At 67.7% G+C, this 14,118-nt stretch carries 16 protein-coding genes; 9 read left to right on the top strand and 7 right to left on the bottom strand.

Annotated elements, in window-relative coordinates:
* Positions 1-23 precede the first annotated feature (23 nt).
* Together ABDJ85_RS19745 and ABDJ85_RS19740 are read left to right on the top strand one after the other, a co-directional pair.
* The gene (locus ABDJ85_RS19745) at positions 24-704 is read left to right on the top strand and encodes a CoA pyrophosphatase (RefSeq protein WP_347706529.1); all 681 of its coding nucleotides are present in this window, start codon (positions 24-26) and stop codon (positions 702-704) included.
* A 37-nt stretch (positions 705-741) separates the two neighbouring features.
* Positions 742-1,731 carry a CobD/CbiB family protein gene (locus ABDJ85_RS19740; protein ID WP_347706528.1) on the top strand — a complete coding sequence of 330 codons (990 nt, stop codon included), beginning with the start codon at positions 742-744 and terminating at the stop codon, positions 1,729-1,731.
* Between the two features lie 12 nt (positions 1,732-1,743).
* On the opposite strand, the gene ABDJ85_RS19735 is transcribed toward ABDJ85_RS19740, so the two are convergent.
* Complete coding sequence (locus ABDJ85_RS19735; RefSeq protein WP_347706527.1) at positions 1,744-3,750, bottom strand: S9 family peptidase; 2,007 nt, start codon at positions 3,748-3,750, stop codon at positions 1,744-1,746.
* Positions 3,751-3,896: 146 nt separating this feature from the next.
* On the opposite strand from ABDJ85_RS19735, the gene msrA reads away from it, so the two are divergent.
* The 4 genes from msrA (at position 3,897) to ABDJ85_RS19715 (ending at position 6,792) form a co-directional block, all read left to right on the top strand.
* Positions 3,897-4,427, top strand: a complete 531-nt coding sequence (gene msrA, locus ABDJ85_RS19730; protein ID WP_347706526.1) for a peptide-methionine (S)-S-oxide reductase MsrA — start codon at positions 3,897-3,899, stop codon at positions 4,425-4,427.
* Entirely contained in the window at positions 4,424-5,071 is a 648-nt protein-coding gene (locus ABDJ85_RS19725; RefSeq protein ID WP_347706525.1) for an ABC transporter ATP-binding protein, read from the top strand. Before msrA ends, ABDJ85_RS19725 begins: the two co-directional genes overlap by 4 nt.
* Complete coding sequence (locus ABDJ85_RS19720; RefSeq protein WP_347706524.1) at positions 5,068-6,252, top strand: ABC transporter permease; 1,185 nt, start codon at positions 5,068-5,070, stop codon at positions 6,250-6,252. Before ABDJ85_RS19725 ends, ABDJ85_RS19720 begins: the two co-directional genes overlap by 4 nt.
* 96 nt (positions 6,253-6,348) lie before the next feature.
* A complete protein-coding gene (locus tag ABDJ85_RS19715) occupies positions 6,349-6,792 on the top strand; it encodes a DUF3299 domain-containing protein (RefSeq protein ID WP_347706523.1) in 444 nt (147 codons plus the stop codon).
* A 1-nt stretch (position 6,793) separates the two neighbouring features.
* On the opposite strand, the gene pdxH is transcribed toward ABDJ85_RS19715, so the two are convergent.
* The gene (gene pdxH, locus ABDJ85_RS19710; protein WP_347706522.1) at positions 6,794-7,432 is read right to left on the bottom strand and encodes a pyridoxamine 5'-phosphate oxidase; all 639 of its coding nucleotides are present in this window, start codon (positions 7,430-7,432) and stop codon (positions 6,794-6,796) included.
* Positions 7,433-7,549: 117 nt separating this feature from the next.
* Here pdxH and ABDJ85_RS19705 point away from each other — a divergent pair, with 117 nt between their 5' ends.
* Positions 7,550-8,173 carry a nucleotidyltransferase family protein gene (locus ABDJ85_RS19705; RefSeq protein ID WP_347706521.1) on the top strand — a complete coding sequence of 208 codons (624 nt, stop codon included), beginning with the start codon at positions 7,550-7,552 and terminating at the stop codon, positions 8,171-8,173.
* 9 nt (positions 8,174-8,182) lie between these two features.
* Here ABDJ85_RS19705 and ABDJ85_RS19700 read toward each other — a convergent pair whose 3' ends face one another.
* Positions 8,183-8,773: a gamma-glutamylcyclotransferase gene (locus ABDJ85_RS19700; protein WP_347706520.1), complete on the bottom strand. Its 591-nt coding sequence runs from the start codon at positions 8,771-8,773 to the stop codon at positions 8,183-8,185.
* A gap of 122 nt (positions 8,774-8,895) precedes the next feature.
* Here ABDJ85_RS19700 and edd point away from each other — a divergent pair, with 122 nt between their 5' ends.
* Together edd and eda are read left to right on the top strand one after the other, a co-directional pair.
* The gene (gene edd, locus ABDJ85_RS19695; protein ID WP_347706519.1) at positions 8,896-10,725 is read left to right on the top strand and encodes a phosphogluconate dehydratase; all 1,830 of its coding nucleotides are present in this window, start codon (positions 8,896-8,898) and stop codon (positions 10,723-10,725) included.
* 51 nt (positions 10,726-10,776) lie between these two features.
* On the top strand, positions 10,777-11,397 hold the full coding sequence (eda, locus tag ABDJ85_RS19690) for a bifunctional 4-hydroxy-2-oxoglutarate aldolase/2-dehydro-3-deoxy-phosphogluconate aldolase (protein ID WP_347706518.1): 621 nt from the start codon (positions 10,777-10,779) through the stop codon (positions 11,395-11,397).
* A 137-nt stretch (positions 11,398-11,534) separates the two neighbouring features.
* Here eda and ABDJ85_RS19685 read toward each other — a convergent pair whose 3' ends face one another.
* The 4 genes from ABDJ85_RS19685 to ABDJ85_RS19670 all read right to left on the bottom strand — a co-directional run.
* Positions 11,535-12,062, bottom strand: coding sequence for a PaaI family thioesterase (locus ABDJ85_RS19685; RefSeq protein ID WP_347706517.1), 528 nt, complete (start codon positions 12,060-12,062; stop codon positions 11,535-11,537).
* 80 nt (positions 12,063-12,142) lie between these two features.
* On the bottom strand, positions 12,143-13,000 hold the full coding sequence (locus tag ABDJ85_RS19680; protein ID WP_347706516.1) for a methyl-accepting chemotaxis protein: 858 nt from the start codon (positions 12,998-13,000) through the stop codon (positions 12,143-12,145).
* 423 nt (positions 13,001-13,423) lie between these two features.
* A complete protein-coding gene (locus tag ABDJ85_RS19675; protein ID WP_347706515.1) occupies positions 13,424-13,669 on the bottom strand; it encodes a hypothetical protein in 246 nt (81 codons plus the stop codon).
* Positions 13,670-13,823: 154 nt separating this feature from the next.
* Positions 13,824-14,118 (bottom strand): hypothetical protein (locus ABDJ85_RS19670; RefSeq protein ID WP_347706514.1); only part of this gene is annotated, 295 nt, incomplete at its 5' end.

The following is a 14,118-nucleotide window of genomic DNA, read 5'->3' as shown; positions in this document are numbered from 1 at the left end:
TTGTTTTTTATGCTTGGCACATCATGAGCCGCCCCTTGATCCTCCGACCGCAGGAGGCGCCCGTCGTGGGCGTCGATGCCCATCTGCCGGCCGTCTCTGACGCGGCGCTTTCGGAGCCTGCGATCCGGACCAGGCTCGCGTCGGCGCCGTCCTGGCAGCCCGAGTTTGCAGGCGATGGCAGCCGCCTGCCGGGCCGCACGCCGGCCGCTGCTGCGGTGCTTGTGCCCCTGGTGGTGCGCGACGATGGCCTGCACCTGCTGCTGACCCGGCGGACCGACCACCTGCGTGACCACGCCGGACAGATCAGCTTCCCGGGCGGCAAGTCTGAGCCCGAAGACCCAGGCCCCGTCGGCACGGCCCTGCGCGAGACCGAGGAGGAAATCGGCCTCGCCCGCGAGCACATCGACGTCATCGGCCAGTTGCCGGTCTACGCCACGGTGACCTCTTTCCAGGTCACGCCCGTGCTGGCGTTGGTGCGGCCGCCGTTTGCCTTGACCTTGGATGCCTCCGAGGTTGCCGAGGCGTTTGAGGTGCCGCTGCACTTCCTGATGAACCCGGCCCATCACCGGCACCACGCCGTGACGCTTGACGGCATCGAGCGGCGCTTCATTTCCATGCCCTGGCAGGGCCCCGAGCGCGAGTACTTCATCTGGGGCGCGACGGCGGCGATGTTGCGCAATCTCTACCGACTGCTCATCGCCTGAGCAAGCGGGGCAGGGGCCGCCGCTATCATCGCCCGCCATGAATTTCTTTGCGGTCTTGCTGGCCCTGCTGTGTGAGCAGCTCAAGCCCTTGCGGCATGGCAACCGGGTGCATGAGGCCGTGATTTCCTGGATCCGCTGGACCGGGCGCAACTTCGACGCCGGTGCCTCGCATCATGCGGCGGTGGTCTGGTGCATCACGGTGCTGGTGCCGGGCCTTGTCGTCACCCTGGTCTACGCGCTGGCGCATCACGTCCACGTGCTGTTGGCCCTGGGCGTGGACGTGCTGGTGCTCTACCTGACGCTCGGGTTCCGCCAGTTCAGCCATCACTTCACGGACATCCGCGATGCGCTGGACCGTGGCGACGACGAGACCGCCCGCCAGCACCTGGCGCAGTGGCGCCACCTGGACGCCAGCGAACTGCCTCGCGTGGAGCTGATCCGGCACGTGATCGAGCATTCGCTGCTGGCCGCGCATCGCCACGTGTTCGGCGTGTTTTTCTGGTTTGTCGTCTGCTCGACGCTGGGCCTTGGGCCCGCTGGCGCGGTCGTCTACCGGCTGGCCGAATTTGCGAGCCGCTACTGGGCCTTCAAGAGCCGGGTGCTGGATGCCCCGACCAATGTCCAGTTGCTGGCCGTGTCGCGCCAGGCCTTTGGCTGGATCGATCACGTGCCGGCGCGGCTCACCGCCACCGGCTTTGCCGTGGTCGGCAACTTCGAGGAGGCCGTCAATGGCTGGCGCCGAGATGCGGCGCTCTGGGCTCAAGCCAACGAAGGCATTCTGCTCGCCTCAGCCGCCGGGGCGCTGGGCCTGCGCCTGGGCGGGGCTGCTGCGCCCACGGTGACGCCCGATCGCAGCAAGACCTTCGACGCTGGCGCTGACCCTGACGCCATCGGCGCGGCGGGCTCCACCTCTGGGGCGGCGCCCCAGCTCGGGCACCTGCAAAGCGTGGTGGGCCTGGTCTGGCGTTCGGTGGTGCTGTGGATGGGCCTGCTGGCGCTGCTGACCCTGGCCAACCTCGTCGGCTGACCGGCCCTCAGCTCACTTCAGCAGCGTCTGCTGCAGAAAGAGGATGGTGCTGAGGAACTGGTAGTCCTGGTTCTCCTTGCGCGCAAAGCCGTGACCCTCGTTCTCGGCGCGCAGGTACCAGACGGGCGTGCCCGACTCACGCACCTTGGCCACGATCTGCTCGGCCTCGGTATAGGGCACGCGCGGGTCGTTCTTGCCTTGCACCACGAACAGCGGCTTCTTGATCTTGGCTGCGTTGGTCAGTGGCGAGATGCGATCGAGGAACTCGCGCATGGCCGGGTCGCGCTCGTCACCGTATTCGACGCGGCGAAGGTCACGGCGGTAGCTCTCGGTGTTCTGCAGGAAGGTCACGAAGTGCGAGATGCCGACGATGTCGATGGCGCCCGCAATGCGGTCGGCATAGTGCGTGGCGACGGCCAGCGTCATGTAGCCGCCATAGCTGCCGCCCATGACGAGCACGCGCTTGGGGTCGAGATGGGGCTGGGTGGCGATCCAGTCGAGCAGGGCGCCGATGTCCTTGACCGAGTCCTCGCGCTTGAAGCCGTTGTCGGCCGCCAGGAAGCTCTTGCCGTAGCCCGTTGAGCCGCGCACATTCGGCTGGATCAGCGCGATGCCCAGTTCATTGACGAAGTAGTTGTTGCGGCCGATGAAACCGACCGTGGCCTGGCCTTCGGGACCACCATGGATGGCGATGATCACCGGGCGCCGACCCGGGAAGCGCGTGGCCGACGGCTGGCTCAGCAAGCCCGAGATGCTCGTGCCGTCGAAGCTCTTCCAGCGCACGATGCTTTGCTCGCTGAACTGCCGCGTATCGACGCCCTCGGTGGCGGCCTGCGTCCATTGCTCGACCTTGCCCTCTGGGCTGAGCGAGAAGATCTGGCTCGGGCCGCGGGCGCCGTTGGTGGTGAAGGCGATCTCATTGCGCACCCGGTCGTACACCGTGCTGCCCACATTGCCCGGCGGCAGCTTCGGTGCCGGCAGCTCGCGGCCCGATTCGCCGTCAAACAGCCGCAGTTCATCGCAGCCATCCACATTGAACTGCGCCGCCACGGTCTTGCCGTCCTCGGTCAGCGTGAGCGCGCTGACGTCCCAGGGGATATGGCTCGACAGGCGCTCCAACTTGCCGGAGGCGATGTCCAGGCGGGACAGCTCAGTGAACTCGCCAAAGCGGTCCGTCGCGATCCAGAGCTTGCGTCCATCCGGGCTGAAGCGGCCGGCGTGGTAGCTCGCGGCCGGCTCCTTGGCATCGGGTGCGGGCAGCAGCTGGCGGGTCTGCCCGTTGGCCACGTCCATCAGCCACACCTGGGATTCATTGGCCGACAGGTAGCGGCGCAGCACCAGTTGCTTCTCATCATTGCTGGCCGCCGAGACGCTCCAGCCACCGCCTTCCAGCTCGCCCAGCTTGCGCTTGTCCTGCGGCTTCTCGGGGTCCATCACGTAGAGGCTGGTCGTGATCTTGGCGCGCGTGCCGCTAGCTGACGTGCGGTCCACCGGCACGGCCGAGAACACCATCTGTCCGCTCTGACGCAGCCAGAGGTTGAAGCTGTTGCGCTCGTCCGGGTTGGTCAGCAGCGCAGGCTCGGCGTTTGGCGTGTCGAGCGCCAGCCGGTACAGCTGCCCCACCTCGTTGCCGCCCGTGGCCCTGGCAAAGACGATGTAGCGCCCGTCGCGCGGCTCGTACTCGGCGCTCGAGACGGGGTCTGGCGTGTAGGTCAGCTGCTGCAGCGGCCCCATGGGCTCGGTGAGCCGGTAGATCTGCGCGGTATTGCCGCCCTTGCGACGGTGGCTGACCAGCATCTCGCGCCGCTTGGGGTGCCAGTCCACAAAGTTGTGGCCGCGGAAGTCGTTGTACTTGACGACTTCCTCCGCAAGACTCTGCGGGATGGCCGGTATGCCTTGCACGACCAGATTGGCGTTGGGCGCGACGGTGGCATTGGGGTCGCCGGCCTGGGCGAGCGCCAGGGCAGTCACGGTGCCCAGCAGGACGGGAGACAGAAGACGGTGCAGACGCGTGCGCATGTTCAACTTCCGAAACAGGCTGAAACCACTGATTCTGGCGCGGCTAATTCAAGCCTTGCGAATGTCATGGCCTGGATCTCTGCCGCCCACGCTCCTACGTCGGGCATGATGCGCGCTGCGTTTCACACTCCCCCTCGGACTCGCCCATGGACACTGAGCTGATCACCCTGGCTGGCGGCTGTTTCTGGTGCCTGGAGGCCGTGTTCCTGCGCGTGCGCGGGGTGGTGTCGGTCGAGTCGGGCTACTGCAACGGCCACATGCCGTCTCCCACCTACGAGACCGTCTGTAGCGGCGCCACCGGGCATGCCGAAGTGGTGCGCGTGCGTTTCGACCCGGCCCAGGTCAGCCTGCGCCAGATCCTCGAAGTCTTCCTGCACATTCACGACCCCACCTCGCTGAACCGCCAGGGCGCCGACGAAGGCACGCAGTACCGCTCGGGCATCTACTGGCACAGCGAGGCGCAGCGCACGCTGGCAACCGAGGTGCTGCGTGAGGCCAACGAGGCCCTGGGTGGCCGCGTTGTGACCGAGCTGGCAGCCGAGGCCAACTACACCCCGGCCGAGGGCTATCACCAGCGCTACTTCGAGCGCAACCCGGGCCAGGGCTATTGCGCCTATGTCGTGGCGCCCAAGGTGCGCAAGTTCGAGGCCAGCTTCAAGGCCTTGATCGCTTCATGAGCCTGTGCTGGCAGGGCCTGCGCCACCGCTACGCTCAAGGGCCGAGCCTGTCCTACGCCGACCTGGACCTGCCGTCCGGCCAGCACCTGCTGATCACCGGCGCCTCGGGCAGCGGCAAGTCCACCCTGCTGGCCTTGCTGACCGGCCTGCTGCGCGTGCGGGAGGGCCGGCTCAGTGTGATGGGGCAGGACCTGGCCGCTCTATCCCCTCAGGCGCTCGACGCCTGGCGCGGTGCGACCCTGGGGTTCGTGCCGCAACGCCTCCATCTGAGCGAGGCGCTGAACGTGGCGCAGAACGTCGGCCTGCCCTTTGTGGCAGCCGGCCTCACGCCCGACGCGGCCCAGATCGACGCTGTGCTGCTGCAGCTGGGCGTGGCCGACGTGGCCGCGCAGCGGCCGCACCAGCTCAGCGTGGGCCAGGCCCAGCGCGTGGCCGTGGCGCGTGCGCTGGTTCGCAAGCCACCCTTGCTGGTGGCCGACGAGCCCACCGCCTCACTTGACGACGCCAATGCCCAGGCCATGCTCAGCTTGCTGCTGGACGCCTCGCGGCAGCGCGGATGCACCCTGGTGCTGGCCAGCCATGATGCGCGCGTCATTCAGCAGCTGGCCGCGCGCGACGACGTGACCCAGCTGAGGCTCGCATGATCCGGCTGGCCTGGCGCTACCTGTGGTCGCAGCCGCTCACGGCGGGGCTCAACCTGCTGCTGATGACACTGGGCCTGGCCGCCATGAGCCTGGTGCTGCTGGTCAGCGAGCAACTCGACGCTGGAATGCGCCGCGACCTGGCCGGCGTGGACCTCGTCGTGGGGGCCAAGGGCAGCCCCATGCAGCTGATCCTGGCCTCGGTCTTCCACCTCGACACGCCCACCGGCAATGTGCCGGCCACCGTGCTTGACACCTTGCGTGCCCACCCTCTGGTGCGGCAGGCCGTACCCCTGGCGCTGGGCGACAGCGTGCAGGGCTTTCGCGTCGTCGGCACCGACCCCGGTTACCTGGACCTCTACGGCGCCCGCCTGGCCCGTGGCCAGGCCTGGCAGCAGCCCATGCAGGCCGTGCTGGGCGCCGAGGTGGCGCGCCGCACCGGGCTGGACCTTGGGGCCGAGTTTGCGGGTTCGCATGGTCTGGGTGAGGGCGGGGCCCACCACGACGAGCATCACTACCAGGTGATTGGCGTGCTGGCTCCCACCGGCGGCGTGATCGACCGCTTGGTCCTCACCGACCTGGCCTCGGTCTGGGCGCTGCACGAGGACCATGCACCGCCTACAGCCGAGGCCCGCCCGCGCGAGATCACCGCTGTGCTGCTCAGCTACCGCAGCCCGCTGGCGGCGGTTTCGCTGCCGCGCTGGGTCAACGCCCAGGATGCGCTACAAGCCGCGTCGCCCGCGCTGGAAACAGCCCGGCTGATGCGCATGGTGGGCGTCGGCGAGGAGGTGCTGCGTGGCTTTGGCTGGGTGCTGATGGCGGCGGCCGGGCTGTCCGTGGGCGTGGCGCTGCTGCATGCCGTGCGCGCCCGCCAGCCCGACCTGGCCATGCTGCGCATGCTGGGCGCACCGCCGCGCCGCGTTGCACTGCTGGTGCTGGCCGAGGCCCTGTGCCTGGCCGTGCTGGGTGCCGTGCTCGGCCTGCTGGCTGGGCATCTGGCCGCCGAGGGCATCGGCCAACTGCTCGCCGCGCGACACTCGGTTCGGCTGACCGGGCGGTGGTTCAGCGCTGCCGAATTGCAGGTGGTGGGCCTGGCGCTCATCGCCGCAGCCCTGGCCGCGGGGTGGCCCGCCTGGCGGGCCTACCGGCTCGACGTCACGCAGTTGCTCCAAGCCCCTCGCTGAAACCTGAATGTCCGCCGCAGCGAGACAATCAGGGCTATGACGCGCCTTGCCTCAATCCAAGTATTCGCACTCGCTCTCGCGTTGATGCTGCCCTGTGTGGCTGACGCCCAGCAGCCGCCCACCTTTGGCCAAGGCCCGGGCTATCACGATCCGCGCAGCCCCTTCAAGCCGCTGGAGGAGCGCAGCGACATCGTGTCCTGGAAGCTGCTGTCCCAGGTCAGCGTGCGTGCTGAGAAGAAGAAGCTGATCCCCAGCTTCCCGGCTGACGTGCAGAGCCTCGACAAGCGCGTCGTCAAGATCCAGGGCTTCATGATGCCGCTGGAGCCAGGCGACAAGCAGCGCCACTTCCTGCTGTCCTCGGTGCCCACCTCGTGCTCGTTCTGCGTGCCCGCAGGGCCTGAAGGCCTGGTCGAGGTGCGCACCAAGCAGCCGGTGCGCTACACGCTGGAGCCTGTCGTCGTGGAAGGCCAGTTGGCCGTGCTGACGGACGACCCCTACGGCCTTTACTACCGCGTGGTGGACGGCACGAACGTGCAGTGATTCAAGGTGCGAGTCGCTCTAGCCGCCAGCCTTGCTCGGGCGTGAAGCGGTAGACCAGTCGGTCATGCAGGCGCGAGCGGCGCCCTTGCCAGAACTCGAAGCGGTCTGGCTCCAGCCGGTAGCCACCCCAATGCGGCGGGCAGGGCGGGTGCAGCCCGTGCGTGGCGGCGGCCTTGGCCGCATTGGCCACCAGCACGGCGCGGGAGCTGATGACTTCGCTCTGCGGCGAGGCCCAGGCGCCCAGGCGTGAGTCCAGCGGCCGGCTCTGGTAGTAGGCCTCGGACTCCGCGCGCTCCACGCGGCTCACGCGCCCTTCGATGCGCACCACGCGCTCCATCTCGACCCAATGGAACTGCAGCGCCGCAAACGGATGTTCGGCCAATTCGCGGCCTTTGCGGCTTTGGTAGTTCGTGTACCAGACCAGGCCACGTTCATCGCAGTCCTTCAGCAGCACCACGCGGGTCGAGGGGCGGCCGTCGGCACCGACGGTGGCCAGCGTCATCGCCGTGGGCTCGGGCACGTCGTGCGCAATGGCTTCGTCCAGCCAGCGCTGGAAGAAGGGCAGGGGGCTTTTCGCGGCATCGGCCTCGTCCAATTCACCCCATTGGTAATTTTTCCGGAAGTCAGACAGGCGGCTCATGGGGCCAGTATCAGGGACGGGCGACACCCTAAGTACACATCCCAGTTAACTTTGCAGGGCCGCCAGCCGATGCTCCCTCCGAAGAGGCAGGCCCGGCGCAAGCCGGTGAGGTGAAGCATGACCCAGGGAAACCGCGCCATTGTGCTGTTAGCAGCAGGTCACGGGCATCGGTTCAAAGGCCACGAGCACAAGCTGATGCAGCCCATTTCGGATGCAGGCGATACCGTCCTGTCGCGCACGCTGCGGCACGCGCTGGAGTCGCAGCTGCGGGTGGTGGTGGTGGCCAGCCAGTTGATCGAACCCGTGGTGCAGCGGTGGGTAGCCCGGCGCGACCTCGTCGTGCTGCCGGCCACGGACGCGCGCGGGCACGCTGTGCCGCAAGGCATGGGCCATTCCATCGCGGCCGGCGTGGCGGCGGCGGGTGACGCCGACGGCTGGTTGATCCTTCCGGGCGACATGCCCCTGGTGCAACCCGCCACCATGGTGGCCGTGGCCGATGGCTTGGCACGCTACCCGGTCTGCTTTGCCGAGTACCGTGGCCGGCAGGGCCATCCGGTGGGCTTTGGCACCGAAATGTTCTCCGAGCTGCTCGCGCTCGAAGGCGACGAAGGCGCGCGCCGCGTGGTCGCACGATTTGGCGCGCAGGGCCTCCCGGTTGACGACCCCGGCGTGCTTTTCGACGTGGACACCCAGGACGACTTCTCGCGCCTTGCCGCGGCGCCGTGTTCAAGCGCGGGCTGAGCGCAGCACTCAGAGCCCGTGGTGCCGGGCCAGCCGCAGGATGCGCTCCAACTCATGGTCCCGGATGCCCACGGCTTGCAGCCCGGCAACGGTGCGCTCGACGTAGTCCAGCGTGGTGCCGTAGCGGCCCCGTGCGTGGCGCAGGATGTGCAGCAGCTCGGAGTCGGTCAGCTCCCCCGTCCAACTCGGGCTCGACCGAGGCAGCGTGAATGCCAGCGCCCGCACCTGGCCGGCTGGGGTGCTGCACGCCAGCCAGCGGGGCTCATAGACACCGTTCGGCATCTCGCGCAGCCAGAGTCGGGCCAGCAGCTCCGCGCCTTGATCGCGCGGCACCCGGTAGGCCAGGCCCCGGCAACTGCCGCCCGATACCAGGGCCAGTACCAAACCTGGCTCAGCGGGCGTGCCGCGGTTGGTGCGGGAGCGCATCTTCAGGCAGCGATGAAAGCCCGCCACCCTGGCCGGACGGCGCTCGGCGGGCTCAAAATCCGGGCGCCAGATCAACGAGCCGTAGGCAAACAGCCAGAGGTCGGTCTGCGCCTGATTCCACTCCCGCAGCGTGCGCAGCAGCAGGTGTTGGCTGCGGGTCGGGTCGAGCAACATCGTGCCGAAATTGTCAGGCGCATCGCGCCTGCGCTGGGCAGTACCCCGCTGGTAACCCAGTGGCCAGGGTGCGAATGTAATATGGTTACTTCGATTTCTGACTTTGGTTACAGGAGCGCCGCATGACCGCCATCTTGAAAGCCGTCACGGACCGCATTCGCGCCCGCAGCGCCGCGACGCGTGAAGCCTATCTGGAGCGTCTGGCCAAGTTTGGCGGGCGCCGTCGAGGCATGGAGCGCATGGGCTGCGCCAACGTGGCGCACGCGATTGCTGCTTTACCGAGCAACGACAAGTTCAAGGTGGTGGCCGAGCGGTCGCCCCACCTGGGTGTGGTCACGGCCTACAACGACATGCTGTCGGCCCACCAACCCTACGAGACCTATCCCGGCCTGATCCGCGCCGAGGCTGCGCGCCTGGGCGCCACGGTGCAGGTTGCAGGCGGTGTGCCCGCGATGTGCGACGGCATCACCCAGGGCCTGCCGGGCATGGAGCTGAGCCTGTTCTCGCGCGACACCATTGCCATGAGCACCGCCGTGGCGCTGACCCATGATGTCTATGACGCAGCGCTGCTGCTCGGCATCTGCGACAAGATCGTCCCCGGCCTGCTGATCGGCGCGCTGCACTTCGGGCATCTGCCTTGCGTCTTCGTGCCTGCAGGCCCGATGAGCACGGGCATCAGCAATGCCGACAAGGCCAAGGTGCGCGAGCTGTATGCGCAAGGCAAGGTGGGCCGCGAGGAACTGCTGAAGTCGGAATCCGCCGCGTACCACGGTGCAGGCACCTGCACCTTCTACGGCACCGCCAACAGCAATCAGATGCTGCTGGAGGCCATGGGCCTGCACACCCCTGGCAGCGCCTTCGTGCACCCACATGCCGAACTGCGCGACGCCCTGACCCGCGAGGCTGTGGCCACTGCGCTGGCCATCTCGGGCCGCATCGAAGGCCAGCCCGCCAAGCCCATCGGCAAGGTGGTGGACGAGCGCTGCATCGTGAATGCCATGGTGGCCTTGCTCGCCACCGGCGGCTCGACCAATCATTTGATCCACTGGGTGGCTGTGGCCCGCGCGGCAGGCATCCTGATTGACTGGAGTGACTTCTCCGAGCTGTCGGGCGCCGTGCCGTTGCTGGCTCGCGTCTACCCCAATGGCTCGGCCGACGTGAACCAGTTCCAGGCCGCAGGTGGCCCGGGCTATGTCATCCGTGAGCTGCTGGACGCTGGCCTGATGCACGAAGACGTGCTGGCCGTGGGCGGGGATTCGCTGCGCGCCTACACCCGCGTTCCCGCCCGCGTGGCCGCCAACGGCAGCGTGGAGCGCGAAGACCTGCCCGCCACCAGCACCGACGATGGCGTGCTGCGGCCCGCCACGGCGCCCTTCAGCACCAGCGGCGGCCTCAAGCTGCTGCAGGGCAACCTCGGCCGTGCCGTCATCAAGGTCTCGGCCGTGCCGGAAGACCGCCATGTCGTCGAGGCCCCGGCGCGCGTCTTCACCACGCAGGAAGCCATGCTGGCGGCCTTCAACGCCGGCGAGTTGGAGCAGGACGTGGTCGTGGTCTTGCGCTTCCAGGGCCCGCACTCCAACGGCATGCCCGAGTTGCACAAGCTCACGCCGCCGCTCGGCGTGCTGCAGGGCAAGGGCTTCAAGGTCGCCTTGGTGACCGACGGCCGCATGAGTGGCGCCTCGGGCAAGGTGCCGGCAGCCATCCACGTCAGCCCGGAGGCCCTGGCCGGCGGGCCGCTGGCCAAGGTGCGTGATGGCGACATCATTCGGCTTGACGCCGTCACCGGCGAACTCATCGCCAAGGTCGATGCCGCTGAGTGGGCCGCACGTCCGGCCGCCACCATCGACCCCCGCGAGGCCGACGAAAATGCGCACGGCCTGGGCCGTGAGCTGTTTGCCGGCATGCGGCGCAATGTGCTGAGCGCGGAAGAGGGCGCCTGCACCTGGATCTGAGACGCGGCGACGCACCGCCCGCCTCCCCTTCGAACTCTGCAGAGGTTTTCAATGCTCGATACGCGATCCCTGGCTGAGCACGGTCCCGTCATTCCGGTGATCGTCATCCAACGACTGGAAGATGCCGTGCCCATGGCTGAAGCCTTGGTGGCCGGCGGCGTGCGCGTGCTGGAAGTGACGCTGCGCACCCCGGTCGCGCTCAAGGCCATGGAAGCCATGTCCAAGGTGCCGGGCGCCATCGTCGGTGCCGGCACGTTGCGCACGGCCCAGGATGCCCGCAATGCCAAGGCCGCCGGCTGCCAGTTCGCGGTCAGCCCCGGCTTTACCGAGGCCTTGTCCGATGCCTGCAAGGCCGAGGGCTTGCCCCTGCTGCCCGGCGTCTCGACGGCCTCCGAGGTGATGATGGCCAACGACGCTGGCTACGGCTTCCTCAAGCTCTTCCCGGCCGTGGCCGTGGGGGGTGTGAACCTGCTCAAGGCGCTGTCGGGGCCCTTCCCCGACGTAGCCTTCTGCCCGACCGGCGGTATCTCGCTGGAGACCGCACCGCAGTTCCTGAAGCTGCCCAACGTCAAGGTCTGTGGGGGCTCCTGGCTGACGCCGCAGGACGCGGTGGACGCCAAGGACTGGGTCCGCATCACCCGCCTGGCCGCCGAGGCAGCCGCGCTGCGCTGAAACCTGTGCGGCTCTAGCCGGCCGAGCGCCGGGCCGCCCCAAGCCGGCCCGCTTGAGGCTGAGCGTGACTCCATGTCGCGATCAGCCTCGCCCCCTCGGGGGGCGGTCGGGCGTACCCGCCCAGCCGGGGGCTCTAGTCACCTCGCGTCGAACACGATGCAGGTGGTGCTGGCGTGCGCGTAGAGCGTGCCGTCGTGCCCCACCAGATTGGCCTCGGCGGTGGACACTTGGCGCCCCGTGTGCAGTACTCGGCCCACGGCACGTACTGCAGGCACCTTCTCGGTCAGCGCACGCACCAGGTTCACCTTGAACTCGAGCGTCGTGTAAGCCCGGCCCACCGGCATGGTGGTGTGCACAGCGCAGCCCAGGGCCGAGTCCAGCAAGGTGGCAAACCAGCCGCCATGCACGGTGCCCAAGGGGTTGTAGTGCCGGAACAGCGGCCGGCCCTGGAACACCGCCTCGCCATCGCGCACCGACACCAGGGTGAAATCCAGCGTCTGCGAAATCGGCGGCGCCGGAATCTGGCCCGACAGCATGGCCTGCATCTGTTGCAGGCCGGTCAGGCCCTCGATCTGGCTGCGTGTTGCCAGGCCCGTTTCGGTTTGCAGCCGTTGCCGGACCTCGGCCTCTTCAGCAAGCCAGCGTTGCAAGGTGTCGTCAGACATGGACGTGAGCGAAGCCAGGGGAGGGCGGCACTGTAGGGCGGGCGCCGGGCGCTCCGCTGCTGCTAAGGCGACACGACCCTTCAGTCGATGTGGGTGTCGCCACGACGCGCCTTGGCGGCCTTGCGCAGATCCACGGCGTCCGGCATGGCCTGGGTGTCGGCGTCGTCCAGCCTGAAGAGCCGCAGCGCATCTGCCACGATCTCGGTGTCGCCCTGCATGCTGCGGGCCGAGCGCGCCAGCTCCTCCACAAGGGCTGCGTTCTGCTGCGTGATCTGGTCCATCTCGGACATCGAACCCAGCACCTGGGACACGCCTTGAAGCTGCGCCTGCGTGCGGCGGTCGATGTCGTCCACGCGGGCGCGGAAGGCTTCCACCTGCGCGAGGGTCGCGTCAATGCTTTGCCGCGCCTGCTGCGTCTGTCCCAAGCCAACGCCCACGCGCGACGAGGATTCGTCGATCAGCTTCTTGATCTCGCGCGCCGCCACCGAGCTGCGCTGCGCCAGCGCGCGCACCTCGCCCGCCACCACCGCAAAGCCCTTGCCATGCTCGCCCGCCCGAGCCGACTCCACTGCGGCGTTCAGGGCCAGCAGATTGGTCTGGAACGCGATGCTGTCGATCAGTTGCACGATCTCGCCAATCCGCGACGAGGACTGCGCGATGCCGCCCATGGTGTCCGTTACCGAGTGCACGACCTGGGCGCTTTGGTCAGAAACCTGGCGCAGCTCGCCAGCCAGATCTCGCGCGGCATGGGCCTCGCTGGACGTGCTGCGTGTGGTCTCGGCAATGCTCTCGACACTGGCGGTGGCCGCGCCCAGTTGCTCAGCCTGTTTGAGGGTGCGTGACTCCAACTGCTGGCTGTCTGCCGCCAGGCTGTTGGCCAACGCCCGGAAGGCCTCCAGCTCGTCGCGCGTGTCGCGGATCATGGCGCGCAGGTTCACGGCCACTTGCGCCAGTGCCGTTTCGGGGTGATCTTGGTTTGAGTGCCAAAACCGACGGTCTGAGATAAGTGCAAACCCTTGATTGATATTCGGAACATTGCGCCGCGTTGGGGGCGTCTCCTGGCTTGACCGTTAGGTCGCTGGGCTCAGTCTCAAGCGGTGGCTCGAGGGCGCCAGTTTCTGCACCGTGCACCAGTGGCTCTTCAAACAGCGTCGTCGATAACTCATTGTTTTAATTGAGCTGCGCTTCTCAGACCGTCAGTTTCTGCACCAGGAACCAGGCGGCGTGGCGATGGTCGGGACACGCCGCTACCGCGATGCTCTCGAGCCGCCGGCGGTGCAGGCGCTCAAATCCCGGCTTTCCTGCTGGATGCGGAACTTCCGCATTCAGCAGGATTTGCGGAAATGCCGGGCTGGGGCCGGTCACTTCTTGACGAAGACGCACTCGTAGTTCAGCACGGGCATCGACTTCCCGCCGTTGCCCTGCATGCCAGCTTGCATGCGCGCTTGACCGACCACCGCGACCGAGCGGCTCGCGATGGTCTGGGCAGCAGCTTCGCAGGTCGACTTGGACGTGAAACCACCCAGTGTAGAAAGAGACACGTCGCGGATTTCGCCTGGCGTGCCGCTAGCGATGTTCAGTGCCAGGACCAGGACCCACTCACCCATTTCAGCCTCCCTCCATGCTGTGTTTGTCGGCATTCTGCCCAGGCGAAGCCCGCCCACTGCCGCCCGCATGTCTCCGCATTGACTGCCTGTAGACATTTGGCTACTGTGCCTGCAGGGATAGGACAACAAACCGATGGCAATCGCTCAATCTGAACTACTGCGGGCCGGTCAGCGGCGACCGCTTCTCAAGTCGCAGGTCCGTGCCGGCCTGCAAAAGACGGCATTCCTCTGCCATAGCCACCGTGACGACAAGCTCGCGGAAGGGTTGCAAGCGCTGCTCGCCGAGCAAGGGGTCGAGCTGTACATCGACTGGAAAGACGCGTCGATGAAGCGCCCCGGGTATTGCGGAGGCCCGTTGGTTTAAGTCAGACGGGCGCGGCCTGACCAGCGCGTTGACGATGGTAGTTGGCTTCAAACTCAGCTGGCGGGACGTACCCGAGCGGCGCCAT

The organism is Roseateles paludis, from assembly GCF_039872745.1.
Classification (GTDB): Bacteria; Pseudomonadota; Gammaproteobacteria; order Burkholderiales; family Burkholderiaceae_C; genus Pelomonas; species Pelomonas paludis.
The sequence above is the reverse complement of the archived record's forward strand: the minus strand, read 5'-3'. Positions and strand labels throughout refer to the sequence as shown.